Genomic DNA, 16,621 nt, shown 5'->3' with positions numbered 1-16,621 from the left:
TCTTTGCATGGTGTTAGCGTGCTAATCCTTTCACAACTAATAAAATACTTCCTTCTGAATTGCTGTTAGCGTCAGTTCCTGCACCGTCAGGGTTTAAGAAGGCGTCGCTTTTCCAAGAATGCGCTTGTTGAATCAGTAAAAAAGTATCTGGCTCACCAATAACATCCGAAATATCAATCATTCCAGTAAGTTCCCATTTTCCCCAACGATCATCAAAGCTAGCATATCCATTATCAACGGCCTGTGTTGTTCTGTGTGCAGATTCTAATACGACTTTTAATTCTCCATTGTTTAGATTGTATTGGTATAAGTATGCATCGTGTTGTTTTACCATATCATCTACATATCCATTTGGATCTTCTTGAATGTAGGCATAGTTTTCTGTAACTAAGATGTTATCTGGACTGTGGAATGTTTTTGCTTTTCCTGCTAAGTCATCACCATTTAATACCAATGTTAACTTTCCAGTTAACGGATTGTTTTCGTCTAGCACTAATTTGTATGTACGCCCATATTTTGTACGTGTATCTGAGTTAGAGCTGTGTCCGGTAGCATTGAAATAGATTTCTCTGTTTGCAGCGGCAGTACCTTTTCTGTAATCAATATCTTCAACACGATTAAACGCCATTACTTTTTTGGCAATGCTTTCTGTGTTTAATTCATTGTATGTAGTTTGGTTTAGTTGAACAAATTCTACAGCGTATTCAGTTCCAGTTATTAAATCGTTATCCGTAATAGTTCCGTCACCAACTTTCATTCCGTATAGGTTTCCATTGTGTAAATCTCCAACTGTGTTAGACATATACATAGCCAATTGTCCACCAGCGTCTCCACGGCTATCATCACCAATCATTACTATTGTTTTTCCTTCAAAAGCATTTTTGCTTAATGGAACTGCATTTTCAATTGTCCATTGTCCCATAGCTGGCAATACTTCCGCAACACTTGCATCAGAAGTCGCTTTGTACGGATCAACCATAAATACATTGTTTGTTGGCATTGCTCCCCATTCTCCACCACTAAAATATACAGGACCATATCCGTGTTCTTCTGGCGTTGCTAAACTTCCAGAACATTGTGCGGTATTTCCTGTAGCATCAGAGTTTAAAATGTATTCTCCTTTTACAGGTTTAAATGTAGCATCAAGTGTGATACGCGCAATGGAATAGTCAGCTTCAATATTGTTAATTAGTGTAAATGTCCCGTCATTATTTCTCAATAATCCACAACCATCAGCCATACTTCCGTATACAAAGTTTGGAGATTCAGTTAATGCATCCTCAGAACTTAATATGGTATACACTTCAATATTGTTAAATTCAGTTTGCTTTGTTACAAAAGCTGGTGTTATTGAATGATTTTTTAATTCAATTACTGAATTGTTAGTACCAGAAATATTTTCAGTACTGTTATCATCACTATCACATGACATGAAAGTAATTAAACCTGTTAAGGCTAAAATTTTTGAAATAGTTTTCATCGATTTATTGGTTTGCGAATTTTTAGTTCCACAAATCTATTGATGAAGTGTTAGCGAATTTTTAGCTGAATATTGTTTTACGTTTACGTGTGTATTAAGTTAACGTTTCGAGTTTAAGTTTATGTGAAATCAAAATTTTAATAGCTGTAAGATTATAGAAAATTTTTATTTTATACAGGTTGAATAGCTCATTTTTTATTCAAATGTTACGGCTGCGGTTGTAATTACAAGTTGTTCCTCATTTTCAAAAGTAATTGTAAAGGTAAAAGTTGCTGTAGTTTCGGCAGGAATTTCGGTATCGAATCGTAGTGAATAATTAGAATCAGCGGGACCTCCATTCAACCTTAATATCATATCATTGGTAGTAAATAGGTTTTCAGCATTAAATCTATATGTTACCAAGATACGATCGTTTAGAGAGGCTCCTGCAGGAATATCAAATAGCGGTACATCGGAAGTTACTTCGATATTTTCCACATATTTGATTACAGTATATTCATCAAAGCAATCAATAGCAGCATAGGCTGTGTTTATGAGACTCGAATTTTTAGATAGGAGTGCAGCAACATCCACTTGATAGGTAGGTTCGAATTGTAAAAAGAAATCGGCATTGGAGACAGAAGTAGCATCTTCATCAGCTTCATCTTGTGCTGAAAATTCAAATGATTTTACAAAAATATTAAAATTATTATCACAGCAGGCATATAAGAATATTTGAGCGACTAAGACAAGCGCATAGATTTTGAAAATTTTATTTCTCATGAATTGTTTTTTGTTATTAGATGAAAAAAGTATGAAAAGGTTGCGTTACGAAAAATGAAAAATTATAGATGTTGAATTTTAACGTATTTCTCAATTGATCCTAAATCAAGTTCAGGACACTCGAAATGGGGTTAGGATTATTTAATTTCCATCTAACAATCTAATAATCTAACTTACAATATTCCCATCTCGCATCACAATCTTACGATCTGCCATATCGGCAAGTTCTTTGTTATGTGTGACAATGACAAATGTTTGTCCAAATTCATCACGAAGTTTAAAAAATAGATTGTGTAAGTTTTCGGCAGATTCTGAATCTAAGTTTCCACTTGGTTCATCGGCAAAAATAATTGCAGGTTTATTCATCAAAGCTCTTGCTACAGCTACACGTTGTTGTTCTCCACCAGAAAGTTCATTCGGTTTGTGATTATATCTGTGCGATAATCCTAGGAAGTCTAACAACTCTTTAGCTCTTTTTTCAGCTATTGCTTTGTTGGTGTTTTTGATAAATGCAGGAATGCATACATTTTCAATTGCCGTAAATTCAGGAAGTAATTGATGAAACTGAAAGATAAATCCAATATGATTATTTCGAAACTTAGCCAAATCTTTCTCAGAAAGCTTTTCCATTTTTACATTGTTAATAATCAAGGAACTACTTTTACTGGGAGACATTTTATCTAAAGTTCCTAATATTTGAAGTAAGGTTGTTTTTCCAGCACCTGAAGCACCTATAATGGAAACAATTTCACCTTTTTTAATAGTTAAATTAATACCCTTTAAAACTTCTAAATCGCCGTAACGTTTGCGTATATTTTTCGCTGTAATCATGGATTATCTATAATAAGTTCCAATTTACTACATAAAGCTGTGATGCACAATTAAGAATTGATTTTACCGCTTCTTTTTTTCTTTTTGAAGATATTTTTCACATTGTTATAGTCAATAAAATATACCAAACGCAATGAAAATGTATGATCAATAGGTTCATCAAAAAGTTTATTTAAACTATTAAAATATGTATCTGCTGAAGCTTCTGTTTGATTGAATATTTGATTTCTATACAAAGCAGTTAAAAAACTACCTGGCGCAAATTGCCACGTATAATTTAAGTCTAAATTCCAAGTACTGAAATTAATGTTTGAGTTTCCTAAATTCAACGTTTCAAAAGTGCTTTGCGATTGTACCAAACGACCGCTATCTCTTAAGAAATACGGAGTTTCGTCATAATCTACCGTAGACCAATAGTTTCTAAATGTTAAGTTTAAGGCGTGAAACGAATTGAAGCTATAATTCCCAGAAATACTGTTCACCAATATAATTTGATCGCGTTGTCCAAAAATAATTTCATTCTCTAAATCATTGGAACTATTAGCATAACCTCTACGATTATTTTCAATGTTTAATGATGTTTGGTAGCTCACAATAAAATTATCATTTACACGAACTCTTGGCTCAACATTTATTCTATACCTCGTAAAACCTTGTTCTTTTTCAAAGAACGTGTTAAACCCTAAACGCATGTCAAGAGCAAAAGTTTTGTTGTAATCTGTAGAAATAAATCCACCTGCGTTGAATTGGTTTTCCGTGATAAAAAAACGTTTGTTATCAAAATCACGTGGTTCAAAAAAGTCAAATTGTTTTCCTGGTGCAAAACTAGCATCTGCGCCAAAAGCCATTAACGATTTCTTCAATACACCAAATAAATTCACGCCAAAGTTTGCACCTGTATATGCATCCGGACTGTATAAACGACGATAATTTACCCAACTGTTAATTCTAAAATTATTCAATTTTTCTGTTGGTTCAAAAATCTCATACGAAGCGTCAATTCCGAAATTGTTAAAATTGTTTCGGAAATTTAACCCTAAATCGTTGATGTTATATTTTGTATTTGAAAAACTATGATCAAAACTGTATCTAAAATTTCCACTAATTTTACGAACGGCAAAGAAAGAGTTGAAACCTGTTTCCGTTCCTGTTGGTAAGTTTCGGTTGCTCATTCGCAAACGCGCATCAACATTTACCGTATTCTTTTTATTTACAATATCGGCTACAACCGCAGTTACGTTTGCATCTCTAAATCCACTTCCATCTCTAGTTACATTTGTGTTAATCAGGCTAATAGACGAATTTTTGTTAAACTGCTGATCAACCACCATAATGTTGTAATTCGTCAACGGTTCCACGACTTCTTGTCTAAACTCGCCTGTATTTGTATTTTGTATCGTTGCTTTTGTTTTTTCTGTAACTGCATTAAAAAAGCCAATTCCCAATCCGTTTTTAGTTCTTCCTGAAACTTTTACGGCGTTAATCAGTTTCACTTCATTTGGCGAGTCAACAACTTCTTCATTATCGGCAGTATCAGCACTTCTCGAAGGCGCATTTCCGATTCGTCGTGAGAAGAATAAATTTCCTTTATTAAATAAATCGACACCTTCCGTGAAAAATTGCCGCTGTTCTGAAAACGTTTGTTCAAATGGACCTAAGTTTAACTGAAGGTTGTCAAATCCAGCTTGACTGAAATCGGGAACCAACGTAGCATCCAATGTAAAGTTTTCGGTAATTCCGTACTTTACGTCCATTCCAAAATTATATTCATCGGTCGTTTCGCCATCACGTGAACGAATCACAGTTGAAGTAAACGGATAAAAAATTAGTCGTGTTGGTGGTTTCACATCACGCAAACCTTTCATTTCTCCTGCATATAATCCAATGTATCCTTTTGTCGGATCAAAGGCATTCCATGTATATTGTTTTCTCGTTTTTCGAAACTGTCGGTGAAATTGAATTCCCCAAGTTGGTTCTTCTTGATTTGTAAAGCGAAGCGTACGATATGGGATTTTTACTTCCACAATCCAACCATCATCTACAATTTTGGCAGAATTTTGCCAAACGGAATTCCAACTATAATCTTCTCCAACAGAAGGATTTGCAATTGCATCTGCTTGATTTCCATTTGGAAATACTACAAAATAGGTATCGTTTTGTCCGTCATTATTTGGATTGATGGCAATGATGAAAAAATCATTAATTCCAAAATTATCACGCGTTGTAAATTGACGCATAATATTTTCTGGCTTGTCATATAAATATGCCGCAACGTAAATTGCTTCATCATCATAGGTCATTTTCACGACCGTTTTTTGATGTTCGGGTAATGTATTTCCAATATCAGGTCTAAATTGAATGAAATCGCTTGCTATAGCTGCATTTTTCCATACTTCATCATCTAAAACTCCATCAATTTTTGGAGGAATAGTAGTTCGTTTTATGGTATAGGTTTTCTTAGGAATACTATCTTGAGCAACAGAATTAAGGCAAAATGAAAAAAGTAGTACGAATACTAAAAGGCGGCTCATTGGTTACAGTTTTTTTGATTGATGATATCTTAAAGAGCAAGGGAAATTATTGTTGTTACAGTAAGACAACGCAAAACTAGGTGGATACTTCACTTTTTTTCCTAAAAAAAAGTTAAATATTACTTAAAATTTTTAACAAATACGCTGTTTCAACAGAGTTTTGATGAAGTTTTTTTAACTATCTTTAGCAACAATGAAATTGAAATTATAGAATAATGCCTTATAGAAAATTAGAAGAGTATAATATAGAAGTCACGAACGAAGTAAAAGGTCGTTATAAAGCTATTATTGAGGAACTTGGCGAAGATACAAAGCGCGAAGGTTTGGTGAAAACTCCTGAACGTGCGGCAAAAGCTATGCAGTTTTTAACGCAAGGGTATGATATAGATGCCACCGAAATTTTAAAAGGAGCCATGTTTGCCGAAGATTATAACGAGATGGTGATTGTAAAAGATATAGAATTGTATTCGTTGTGTGAACATCATATTTTACCCTTTTTTGGAAAAGCACATATTGCCTATATTCCAAATGGTCATATTGTTGGCTTGAGCAAAATACCACGTATTGTAGATGTTTTTGCAAGAAGATTACAAGTGCAAGAACGCTTAACGCACGATATTTTAGAGTGTATTAATAACACATTAAAACCAAAAGGCGTTGCCGTTGTTATTGAAGCGTCTCACATGTGTATGATGATGCGCGGTGTGCAAAAACAAAACTCAGTAACTACAACTTCAGGATTTAGAGGTGCTTTTGAAAAAATAGAAACTAGGACAGAATTTTTAAAACTCATAAGTTCAAGTTTGTCGTAAATCATTTTTCTTTTGAAAATTTATACTTACATATTTTTAGTAATTTTTTTGTGTACTACATCTTTGTTTGCACAAAACACATTACAAGATTGGAATACTTTTGAAGCTTCGTTTGTAAAAGATTTTAAACGATTGCACATTGCCGATTTACAAATTTATTATGTAGATAATTTAGAACTCATACAAAGTGAACGAAATATTAGTAAGCAAGAAAAAGTATTTTTAAAATATAAAAATAGCTTAAAATCAATTGATTACGGTTCGTTGACGAAAAGTAAACAATTGGATTATGCGTTAGCTTCCTATGAAATAGAGTTGCATTTAGAACGAATTGCACTCGAAAAAAAGTGGTTAATAGTAAAACCCAAAAGAATTTCTATAGAAGGTTTGCAACAAGTTCCTATGGGAAAAGAATGGTATGCATACTTTTTAAAAAAATGGGTTGATGCTGAAGTAACTCCAGATGCCATGTTTCAATTTGGTTTATCAGAAATTGATCGGGCTAAAAAAGCAATCAAAGCAATTGAAGATGCTTCTGGTTTGGACAGTTTGGAATTTCAAAATTATATAAACACACCAATCTTTTTTCACACCAATGCCGAAACTATTCAAAGTCATTTTGAAAGTTTTAAAAAAGAAATAGCGCCTAATTTAATTGGAGCTTTCCCAAAAGTAGCTCAACTTCCAGATGTATATATTGAGCAGGGAAAAAACAAAGCGTACGCACAAGTTCCTGCATATTACAACGAAATTAAAAGTACATTCTATTACAATTATTTTGATAAACCATTTAATACACGACAAGTTGCATGGATTTACTTTCATGAAGCCATTCCTGGGCATCATTATCAAATTAAATTTGAAGAACAACTAGAGAAATCAAGTACGAGACAATTATTTTCATACAATGGTTACCGTGAAGGTTGGGCGGCGTATGTAGAAGAACTCATTCACGAGTTTGGAACGTATACCACCAAATATGACGAACTCGGAAAGTGGGAATGGGACATCATTCGTTCGGTGCGTGTTGCAATGGATGTTGGTTTAAATTATTATGATTGGAGCGACGAAAAAGCGTTGAAATTTTGGCAACAACATATCAAAGGACAAGATGATATTGCACAACGCGAAATTACTCGTATGAAACGTTGGCCAGCACAAGTAATTACATATAAATATGGCGCGAATAAAATTCTGCAATGGAAAGCGGCTATTGATGCTATTTTGTCAAAAGAAAAATCATTTCCTTGGTTGTCGTTTCACACACAAATTTTACAAAATGGAGCATTACCGTTTTCGGTGATGGATACGGAGATTTTTGGGAATTAACTAGTTTAACTTAAAAAAAACAAGTTAATATTATTCAAATTTATTCAGTCGTTACAGTATATTCTTTAAGTAAGCATATTTTCTTTTGATCTATTATATCCGTGTAAGCTTCATCTTACCATTTTTTTTCAAAGAAATATTTAATACAAACAACTGTAATAGAAAATATTAGTATGAAAAACATTAACTGAAATGAGTCTGGTTTATCTTTCTCCTTATCATGATTTGAGATTAGTGTATTAGTTATTTTTACATTTAAATCTTTTTAACGAATAGTAGCATTCAATTTCAAAAAATCGATGTTCTGAGGAGAATACGCACTATATTTAATAATTAAGCTTTCATTTTTATTCAACAATGGAATATTTATTATATGTGCGTTATTAGTTTTATAGCCTATATTTACATACTCTATTAAAAACAGTTGTATTAATATTTAGTACGTTTGTATTTATGAATTTTCCCCGACATATTATTGTAATTTTTGTGTTGAGTTGTATGATGAGTAGTGCGCAAAACAAAGCAACACATCGTTTTACAAAGTCTAAAGCAATTGCTTCGGAGAACTTTCAATCAATGACGTTTAATGGTGTTTGGAGTTGGTTTTCTGATCCGAGAGCTGTTTATTTTGAAGGAAAACACAAACGAACCTACGCAGGTTGGATAGACAATTATGGTGATGTGCATATTGGCTTTTACGATCATGATACGAAAGAAATTAAATCACATGTAGTATATGACAATTTAGAAATTGACGATCATGATAATCCGTCTATTTTGTTTGATGCTACAGGAAGATTACTCATTTTTTTCAACACACATTTACAAGACGAACGACCGTTGTTTATGCGAACATCTACAAATCCTGAAGATGTTAGCAATTGGTCGCCAATTAAGGAGTTATATCTTAATAATGATGAAAAATATAACAAGGCGAAAATTAATCGGCATACGTACACAAATCCTGTTCGTTTGTCCAAAGAAGATGGAAAACTCTATCTATTCTGGCGTGGAATTGATTTAAAACCCTCGTATTCCGTTTCTACAGATCATGGAAATACATGGTCCAAAGGAGAAATCATATTCATGCCAAACGAAACAACTTCCTTAAAATCGCCTTACACAAAAGTATATTCTGATGGGAATTCTAAAATACATTTTACATTTACGGACGATCATCCAACAAGAGAAGATACAAACGGCTTGTACTATATGTATTATGAAAATGGTGCTTTTTACAAAGCGAACGGAACAAAAATAAAAGATGTTTCTCAGTTGCCCATTTTGCAAAATGAAATGGACGTTATTTTTGAGTCTGATACAATGAAATCATGGAATTGGGATATTGCACAAGATGCGAACGAAAACCCAATTGTTACGTATGTGAAGTTCCCAAAAGATGATATTCATATCTATTCGTATGCAACATTTAGCAAAAATGAATGGAACAGTTACGACTTATTAGAAGTGAATGGATGGTTTCCAGAAACTCGAAAAGGAACGGTAGAAGCAGAGCCACATTATGCAGGCGGAATTGTCATTGATCATGAAAATCCAAATATTATTTATGTTTCTGTAAGGCGCAAGAATATTTTTGAAATAGAGCAGTGGACAACCCAAAACAAAGGAAAATCGTGGAACGTAAAGAAAATTACGCAAAATTCTACCAAAAATAATGTGCGACCTTTTGCCGTTCGTGGTGCCAAAAAAGGAAATCCGTTGCAAGTGTTATGGTTACAAAATACAAAGTATGTTTACTATTCGCATGATACACGCGGACAAACGGCTGAGCTTAATTTTAAAGATCGTTATCAGACTGCTGTGAAGATGAATTTGACTAAGTCTAAAATCGATTCAACTTTGACAATTCAAAATTTGACAAAAACTCTTCGTCAAGTCGCGGAACATCAATTGGAAAATCCAAATCATGAAATATCTAAAACTAATTGGAAATATGGTGTTTTTTATGCGGGATTGGAAGCTTTCGCTGCAATGACTAAAGAAGCACGTTATGAGAATGAATTGTTGAATATAAAACAATATCAAACGGAAGAAGAAGAAGAGGTAAATAATCTTTTCAACTCAATTTGGGCATATCAAGAAACAAGTGATAGAATAACACTTCAAAAAATAGAATCTATAACGTATAGAGATTTTTCAAATAGAGAAGCTTATTTAACATTAGCTACCCAAATTAAAGCTATTGAAAAATTTGATAAAGAAATACTAGCTATAAATGAATTAAAAAAGGGTACTACAAAGGAAACAGCTTTATTCTTAGAAGCATTAAATTCATACTATGTTGGTAAAACAGTACGAACAAAAGCACTTATGATTTACAGTGTTGCCGCTGGTATACGAAACAATTTGTTTGATAAAAAATATATCAAAGATGTAAAAAAACAATGGGGAATGCTACAACAAGAATTAATTGAGAAGAATTTGATTCGAAAGTTAGATGTAGAAACTAACGGAGCCATTTTATTGGCTGGGAAAGAAATTTTTGAAATTTTAAATGAAAAACGCTAAATGTACAATGTAAAAGTTGTAGCTATTTGTCAGCTGTAGAATCTGGGGAGTGATATTTGTATTGAATTATTTTTTTGAAATCAGAATCTTTGAAATTTTTAGTAATGAAATTATAGCCAATATCGTAGGTTGTAATTGTTCCATTTTTGAAATAGAATTTATAAAATTGACCGTCAGATTCAACTTTTATATATTCATTTCGATAATAACTTGTGTCAAAAATATATAAATTTTTAAAACGATTTGTTGTGATTAGTGCATTTTGAAACGCATTCCATAGTATAAAACTTTCGGACTTTTCTAATAGCAATTGTGTTCCTTCTTTCTCAAAGGAGTATTGATTGAATTTGGGTTTTGTTTCATCAATAGTTAGTGAAGAAAGCTTGATTTGTGTGTATAGATTTTCAATGGTTTGATATGCCCACAACATTTCTTTTGTTCCCGCTTTTCCATAATCTCTGATCGTTTTTACAATTTTTCCGTTCTCAAGAAATGTTGTAGAAATTGTCTGATCGTCAGTATGTTTAACACTATAATTTGCTTCTATTTTTGAGATTTGAATAGCTTCGAACTTTTTAAAAAGATAGGTTGTAAACTCAGGAGAAAGTTTTGCTTTGTATTGACCAATTACAGCCGTGAATTGTTCACCGTAAAATAATACAGCTCCGTTTTTGTCTACAGAAATGTTCATAATTGGACAGCTTCCAAAACAATTTGATCGTGAAAATACTAGTTGGTCGAACGAAAGTGTATCTTTTTTTAGTTGCGAAAATCGTTCAAGCGTATATAGTAATGTGTCGTTTTTTTTCAAAAGTAATGTATCTTTCAGAGAAGCATCAATTGTATATGTAAACTCTAAATTTTTATGTAAAGGATTTATAATGAATAAACTATCAGCTTTTAATTGATACGAGATAAATCCCGCGAAAGCGTTAAAATGCTTTTTATTCGTTAGTGTATCTTGCTCGTATTTAGTAAATTGTTTAAAGAAATCGACACGATCATTTTGAAAATTTACTCCAAACGGAACTTTAAAAGGAGCAAAGTAGTTAGTATTCCTTACTTCTTCGGCATTGATATCTACCCAAGAACCTTGTATACGATTTTTGATGGTTTGTGTTGTATCTTCATTCATACAATTACAGCATAAAAGAAATATAAGAAAGCTAAAAATTATATTTTTCATCAATTAACTAATTAATCTAGCTAAATATACACGCAATTTGTATCTGTCATGAAAAAATCTTGGCATTTTTATTGCTTTATTTACTTTAGCATCTCAACAGTGCTTTACTTGACATAATTATTTAACTACATGACAACAGACAAAAAAGACAAAAAATTTTTAAAACTTTTCCTCGGAATTATCTTTGATATTATAGGATATGCTTCCTATATCATTCCTGGATTTGCAGAAACTTCAGATATTATTTGGGCGCCACTTTCGGCTTGGCTTATGACTAGAATGTACAAAGGAACATCTGGAAAAGTCGGAGCGGTTATTACTTTTATAGAAGAAGCGTTGCCATTTACGGATGCAGTACCAACATTTACATTTATGTGGTTGTATACATATGTAATGAATCCGAAGAAAAAAGATGAAGACGACAATGTAATTGATATTACGGATATGCAATAACGACTACTATTTACACCAAAAATTTATTCAGTACAAGACAAGATATAAAAAATCCCTTAGCGTAATGTTAAGGGATTTTTTATGGTATATGGTTACTATAACTTATTATTGTACAGTCACTTGGAATGAAGCAGAAATATCTGTTTCTCCTCCAGCATCAGCTAATCCAGTATTTGGTTTAGTTGGCTCATGACGAAGTGTTACTGTATACGAACCTGTACTTGCAGCACCAGTTGTAACGTTAAATGTAGTTCCTAAAATATTTCCATTTCCATCTAAGTTAAAGTTTGCAGTTGTGACATTTAAACTTGCTCCAGCTGTAAAGAAAAATTGGTGTTCATCATCTTCTTCCTCAACTTCTGTAGTAATATTTTCTGCAGGAGTTTCTGTTTCGTTTAATAAAACAACTGCTCCAATATATGTAGTAGAAGCTGCTAAATTTCCTGATACAGTAATTACAGGTACATCTGGTCCGTCACCATCTAAATCACGTGATTGTAATACAATAGCCGTTCCTCCACCAGTAGGTGTTAACGTTACAGTTAAGGTTGTAATTACTTCTTCTTCGTTTACAGGAAGAGGTGCATCATCATCACTAGAACATCCAGTAAAAAGTAAAGCTAGTATTGCAGTTGCTGTTAAAAGTGAAAATTTGAATTTGTTCATGATTGTATTTTGTTTAATAATTTATTTTTAAATTGATTGAAAAATTTCTACCCAAATCATCTGCATAGTAACGCAAACGGTTTAAGTAATTTCGATAATTAGTATTAAATATGTTTGAAACTGACACGCCAACATTTAGTATTGATTTTTCACTTAATTTAAAATCTGCACTGGAATTTAAATGTAGTAAATGATAAGCATCTGGTGAAGTACTTAAATCAACAAATTCTTGTGTATTCGTTTCTGGAATAAAAACCTCAAAATTGTTGTCTGGAAATTCATTCTGACGAAATGTATATTCACTTTGAACTTCAATTCTGAGGTTTTTAAAATTTGCGTTTTGATATACCAATCCGTTTGTTGTGTTTACAGGCGGCATATCAATTAAAGGTAAATCTAATGTTCTATCATATCCTTTGACTAATGAAAATTGATGAGAGAAACTCAAGTTTTTCGTGAAGGTTAATGACGCGTCAATATCAAGTCCTAATAGACGTGCATTGGTTTGTCGGTATTCCCATACTTGGAAATTTCCACGAATTGTTTGTTGAATTTCTGTTGGTTCAATAATCATAAAATCATTTATGAAATTGATATATGGATTGATAGAAAAACCAAAGACTGTTCCTTGTTTTTGTAATGTTAGTGACACTTTGTGTGCGATTTCCGAATTGAAACGTAAATCTCCCAGTTCTATACGAGATGCCGAATGATGCAAACCTTCGCTAAATAATTCCGATGGATTTGGAGCGCGAGAAGCCAACGAATAGTTAACAAATAATTTATACGTATCATTAAATGAATAACGCGTTCCTGCTGTTACAGATATATTTGAAAAGCTCAATTTCGGATTTGTCAAAATTTGATTTCCAAACTCTTCTACAACAATATCTGGGAATAATTGATCATAATTACGATCTTCCCAAAAAGAAGTACGATAAAATTTTTGTGCATCTGTATGTATATAATCAAAACGCCCGCCAAATTCGACTAGCCAATTTTCATTGATAGAAACATCAGCAACACCATAAACTCCAAATTGAACTCGCTCATAATCTGGAATTAATCTTCTCACACCTGTATTAGGGTTCGCAACATTTTTTTGATATTGTGTCATCAAACCCGTTTTAAAGTTAAAAAGATCAGTGTTTTTTGTGTCTAAATCTAAACGTATTGTATGTGAATTTAATACTAAGTCTAATGATGCTTTGTCATCATCACCGCGCCGAACATCAAATTCCAAACGTTTGTTTTGTTGAAAATCATATTGTAGCGTAAGTTTTCCTAAGTTCTTAACGTTTTTAAATCCACGTATTTTAAATAGATGATGTGTTACATCTTGTTTTGGAGCGTCTATTTCATACGTGAAATCTCTAATAATTAAAGGAACACCGCTATTTATGGCACGTATTTGATCGCTTGCGCCTCCAATATGGGACGCACGCAAAATGCCGATTTCATTTCTAAAGAAAGAATAATAGGCTTCTACACCATAATCAAAACGATTGAGACCAATGCGCGCTGCTATATTTCGTTCAAAAATACCTGTGTTACTAAGTATATAGTCAGGAGCTTCATAATCGCCATAGCGTTTTATAGATCCTTGTAACGAACCATACCAACCATTTTGGTAACTTTTTGTAATGGTAGAAGTTAATAATCCACCGCGTCCATTGGTAGCTGCAGCCATAATTGTTTTTCCGTATATCGTATCTTTTACAGGAATTTTGGAGGCTTCAGTAATGATAATTCCACCAACTGCATCACCGCTATATTTTAAGGCACCAGCACCTTTAATAAGGGTAATGTTTCCAATGGTATTAACATCGACACTTGGAGCGTGTTCAGCTCCCCATTCCTGATCTTCCATACGAACGCCATTATTCATCACTACCACACGACTACTGTGTACACCATTAATAATTGGTTTTACAACAGCATTCCCTGTATTGAGAGACGAAACACCACTCATCGTATTTAGAATGTCTCCTAATGAGCTATTGCTAAAACGATCTAATTGTTTTTCCGTTATTTTTTGCTCAAAGTTTGTTTTTGTTTTACTTCCAAAAATTGCAGCATTTAACGTAATAGCATTCAATTCTTCCAAATGATGTTCTAGTTTGAAATTTCTTTCTACTTTACCAGAAATTTTCACCTTGAAAGCTTGTGTTGAACAATTAGCATGTGATACTTGAATCGTATAAGTTCCTTCGCAAAGGTTAGAAAATGTATATTTTCCATCAATGTCTGATTCAGAAAATTTTTCTAATCCTACAATAATTAATGTTGCACCAGGAAGTACAGAGTTATCATGTAAATCTATTACTTTACCAGATAGTGTATTGTTACAATTTTGTGCATTCACAATAAAACCACTACACAGCAGTAATATATAGATATATTTACGCATGTAAAATTCTTAATTTAAAATAAAATATATTTTGATCTTATGATTAAGAAAGCGTCGGTGGTGCGCGTAATTGCTTATTTGTAAGCGGTAAATAATAACATAATGGAGTAGTTGACCCTAATGTAGTTTCTGAGATAATTAATGGTACTTGTAATTCAGGCATTTTTGTAACCTCGTAAATGAAGTTCGTAAAATGATATTCGCATGAGTCACAATGCAAATTATTTTCATGAATATGTACCTTTTGTTCATGGCATGTAATGAAATCATGGTTTTCCGTCACTTGATGTGAAAACTGTATAAAAGAAGGTAACGCCAATGTTATGACTAACAAAGATGTAATACATATTTCTTTTATGTTGATTCTAATTTTCATTATTGCCTTAAACAATTTTTATGATTTAGTAAGGAACTCTTTTAAACTTCTAATGTTTGTTTCCATCCTAAAAATCTAAACGAGTTCAAAAACAAAAGTACTAAATGCATCACGTTAAAAAAAATTAACTTCTATAGAAATAACAATATCTAACAAAGTAGAATTGATTTGTAGAAAAAGAATGTAGTATTTTTACTGAAATATGCTTACTTTATAATTCGCATGCGCCTGAGCATTTTCTTTTCAAACTCCCAGAAAAATTTGAATTGTCCCAAAAGACTTCCGAATATAATTAGTAGTATTTGATAGATTGGTAAGATTATAATAATTCTAACAATCCAATACAAAAAACCACCAAAAAAACCATCAGGAAATAGTGTTCGCGTAAAGCCAATGAATTCTAGTATGGGTTTTGCAATTCTTACAGAACTTGTTCCTGTCAACGCAAAGACAATAAATATGGTAATGATTTCCCAACGATATGTGGTTATCCATTTATTTTCAAGCTTTTTAAAACACCATAAGAAAAAGCGAAGCATGATGTAGAAGAACACAATAACACTAACAAAAATTAGTGCATAATATAAAATGCTGTATTCTTGTCTGTCAATAAAACTGCGAATAATTTTTTTTGAAAAAAGGTATGCTGTATATAATAACGCTAGGATTCCTAAGAAGGGAAAGGTTAGTTGCCAGTTGTTTTGGATTTCCCAACGTTCTTTAAATGCTTTCATGTGTACAATTTGCTAGTGCAAAGATACACAACTTCTACATTATAAGCGTGCTGGAAATACGCCTAAACGCTGATTGTATTTTTGTTGAAAATATACAAAATAGTAATACAGTTGATAATTTACCTCATAACCGTAATCAACATTAGAACGGAAGTCAATTTGTTGTTGATACAAACTAGGATCATAACGACTTGGTTGTATCACACGTAAATTCCATTCGGTAACATATACATTGTTTCGCGTACTTAAAAATTGTTTCGAATAGTATTGTCGTGGTCGTGCATTGCCAACCAACCAAGCGGTAAAACCAGGTTCAAAGATAATGATGTCATAACCATCTTCATCTGTGATACGGATGCTATCAGAAACTTGTGTAGTGTCGTCTGCTTTTTTCGTCATTGCTTTTTCTGGTGTGGCACATGAAAAGACGACAAATCCTGCGCAAGCAATTAGTAAGAATACTTTTTTCATAAATAATTCAGTTTGTATAAAGGTACGATTTTTTTAAGAGTAACCTTGTCA

At 32.7% G+C, this 16,621-nt stretch carries 14 protein-coding genes; 4 read left to right on the top strand and 10 right to left on the bottom strand.

Annotation, left to right across the window (positions count from 1 at the left end):
- Positions 1 to 13 precede the first annotated feature (13 nt).
- The 4 genes from ACQ654_RS03435 to ACQ654_RS03420 form a co-directional block, all read right to left on the bottom strand.
- The gene (locus tag ACQ654_RS03435; RefSeq protein ID WP_430408916.1) at positions 14 to 1,480 is read right to left on the bottom strand and encodes a phosphatase; all 1,467 of its coding nucleotides are present in this window, start codon (positions 1,478 to 1,480) and stop codon (positions 14 to 16) included.
- Positions 1,481 to 1,675: 195 nt separating this feature from the next.
- On the bottom strand, positions 1,676 to 2,242 hold the full coding sequence (locus tag ACQ654_RS03430; RefSeq protein WP_430408915.1) for a hypothetical protein: 567 nt from the start codon (positions 2,240 to 2,242) through the stop codon (positions 1,676 to 1,678).
- Positions 2,243 to 2,410: 168 nt separating this feature from the next.
- On the bottom strand, positions 2,411 to 3,073 hold the full coding sequence (locus ACQ654_RS03425) for an ABC transporter ATP-binding protein (RefSeq protein WP_430408914.1): 663 nt from the start codon (positions 3,071 to 3,073) through the stop codon (positions 2,411 to 2,413).
- Positions 3,074 to 3,123: 50 nt separating this feature from the next.
- On the bottom strand, positions 3,124 to 5,604 hold the full coding sequence (locus ACQ654_RS03420) for a DUF5916 domain-containing protein (protein WP_430408913.1): 2,481 nt from the start codon (positions 5,602 to 5,604) through the stop codon (positions 3,124 to 3,126).
- 215 nt (positions 5,605 to 5,819) lie between these two features.
- Here ACQ654_RS03420 and folE point away from each other — a divergent pair, with 215 nt between their 5' ends.
- The 3 genes from folE to ACQ654_RS03405 all read left to right on the top strand — a co-directional run bounded on the left by folE (position 5,820) and on the right by ACQ654_RS03405 (position 10,274).
- The gene (folE, locus tag ACQ654_RS03415) at positions 5,820 to 6,416 is read left to right on the top strand and encodes a GTP cyclohydrolase I FolE (RefSeq protein ID WP_430408912.1); all 597 of its coding nucleotides are present in this window, start codon (positions 5,820 to 5,822) and stop codon (positions 6,414 to 6,416) included.
- 12 nt (positions 6,417 to 6,428) lie between these two features.
- A complete protein-coding gene (locus ACQ654_RS03410; protein WP_430408911.1) occupies positions 6,429 to 7,745 on the top strand; it encodes a DUF885 domain-containing protein in 1,317 nt (438 codons plus the stop codon).
- 453 nt (positions 7,746 to 8,198) lie between these two features.
- Positions 8,199 to 10,274 carry a BNR-4 repeat-containing protein gene (locus ACQ654_RS03405; RefSeq protein WP_430408910.1) on the top strand — a complete coding sequence of 692 codons (2,076 nt, stop codon included), beginning with the start codon at positions 8,199 to 8,201 and terminating at the stop codon, positions 10,272 to 10,274.
- A 22-nt stretch (positions 10,275 to 10,296) separates the two neighbouring features.
- Here ACQ654_RS03405 and ACQ654_RS03400 read toward each other — a convergent pair whose 3' ends face one another.
- Complete coding sequence (locus ACQ654_RS03400) at positions 10,297 to 11,409, bottom strand: DUF6438 domain-containing protein (RefSeq protein ID WP_430408909.1); 1,113 nt, start codon at positions 11,407 to 11,409, stop codon at positions 10,297 to 10,299.
- 180 nt (positions 11,410 to 11,589) lie between these two features.
- On the opposite strand from ACQ654_RS03400, the gene ACQ654_RS03395 reads away from it, so the two are divergent.
- The gene (locus tag ACQ654_RS03395; RefSeq protein WP_430408908.1) at positions 11,590 to 11,913 is read left to right on the top strand and encodes a hypothetical protein; all 324 of its coding nucleotides are present in this window, start codon (positions 11,590 to 11,592) and stop codon (positions 11,911 to 11,913) included.
- A 105-nt stretch (positions 11,914 to 12,018) separates the two neighbouring features.
- Here the strand turns inward: ACQ654_RS03395 and ACQ654_RS03390 are convergent, their stop codons facing one another.
- From ACQ654_RS03390 to ACQ654_RS03370, 5 genes are all read right to left on the bottom strand, one after another.
- A complete protein-coding gene (locus ACQ654_RS03390) occupies positions 12,019 to 12,579 on the bottom strand; it encodes a type 1 periplasmic binding fold superfamily protein (protein ID WP_430408907.1) in 561 nt (186 codons plus the stop codon).
- A gap of 13 nt (positions 12,580 to 12,592) precedes the next feature.
- Positions 12,593 to 14,989, bottom strand: a complete 2,397-nt coding sequence (locus tag ACQ654_RS03385; protein WP_430408906.1) for a TonB-dependent receptor — start codon at positions 14,987 to 14,989, stop codon at positions 12,593 to 12,595.
- A gap of 43 nt (positions 14,990 to 15,032) precedes the next feature.
- A complete protein-coding gene (locus ACQ654_RS03380; RefSeq protein WP_430408905.1) occupies positions 15,033 to 15,365 on the bottom strand; it encodes a hypothetical protein in 333 nt (110 codons plus the stop codon).
- Positions 15,366 to 15,571: 206 nt separating this feature from the next.
- On the bottom strand, positions 15,572 to 16,099 hold the full coding sequence (locus tag ACQ654_RS03375; protein ID WP_430408904.1) for a DUF6787 family protein: 528 nt from the start codon (positions 16,097 to 16,099) through the stop codon (positions 15,572 to 15,574).
- A gap of 39 nt (positions 16,100 to 16,138) precedes the next feature.
- Entirely contained in the window at positions 16,139 to 16,570 is a 432-nt protein-coding gene (locus ACQ654_RS03370) for a DUF6146 family protein (protein ID WP_430408903.1), read from the bottom strand.
- Positions 16,571 to 16,621 lie beyond the last annotated feature (51 nt).

The sequence above is a fragment of the Kordia sp. genome (assembly GCF_965283645.1).
GTDB lineage: Bacteria > Bacteroidota > Bacteroidia > Flavobacteriales > Flavobacteriaceae > Kordia.
This window is presented reverse-complemented; position numbering and strand designations above follow the sequence as displayed.

Bases quoted from the DNA above. Each gene is read 5' to 3' on its own strand.
- ACQ654_RS03430 (WP_430408915.1), bottom strand. From the start codon at position 2,242: ATGAGAAATAAAATTTTCAAAATCTATGCGCTTGTCTTAGTCGCTCAA.
- ACQ654_RS03380 (WP_430408905.1), bottom strand. From the start codon at position 15,365: ATGAAAATTAGAATCAACATAAAAGAAATATGTATTACATCTTTGTTA.
- ACQ654_RS03370 (WP_430408903.1), bottom strand. From the start codon at position 16,570: ATGAAAAAAGTATTCTTACTAATTGCTTGCGCAGGATTTGTCGTCTTT.
- ACQ654_RS03395 (WP_430408908.1), top strand. From the start codon at position 11,590: ATGACAACAGACAAAAAAGACAAAAAATTTTTAAAACTTTTCCTCGGA.
- folE (WP_430408912.1), top strand. From the start codon at position 5,820: ATGCCTTATAGAAAATTAGAAGAGTATAATATAGAAGTCACGAACGAA.
- ACQ654_RS03405 (WP_430408910.1), top strand. From the start codon at position 8,199: ATGAATTTTCCCCGACATATTATTGTAATTTTTGTGTTGAGTTGTATG.
- ACQ654_RS03435 (WP_430408916.1), bottom strand. From the start codon at position 1,480: ATGAAAACTATTTCAAAAATTTTAGCCTTAACAGGTTTAATTACTTTC.
- ACQ654_RS03375 (WP_430408904.1), bottom strand. From the start codon at position 16,099: ATGAAAGCATTTAAAGAACGTTGGGAAATCCAAAACAACTGGCAACTA.
- ACQ654_RS03385 (WP_430408906.1), bottom strand. From the start codon at position 14,989: ATGCGTAAATATATCTATATATTACTGCTGTGTAGTGGTTTTATTGTG.
- ACQ654_RS03400 (WP_430408909.1), bottom strand. From the start codon at position 11,409: ATGAATGAAGATACAACACAAACCATCAAAAATCGTATACAAGGTTCT.
- ACQ654_RS03390 (WP_430408907.1), bottom strand. From the start codon at position 12,579: ATGAACAAATTCAAATTTTCACTTTTAACAGCAACTGCAATACTAGCT.
- ACQ654_RS03420 (WP_430408913.1), bottom strand. From the start codon at position 5,604: ATGAGCCGCCTTTTAGTATTCGTACTACTTTTTTCATTTTGCCTTAAT.
- ACQ654_RS03425 (WP_430408914.1), bottom strand. From the start codon at position 3,073: ATGATTACAGCGAAAAATATACGCAAACGTTACGGCGATTTAGAAGTT.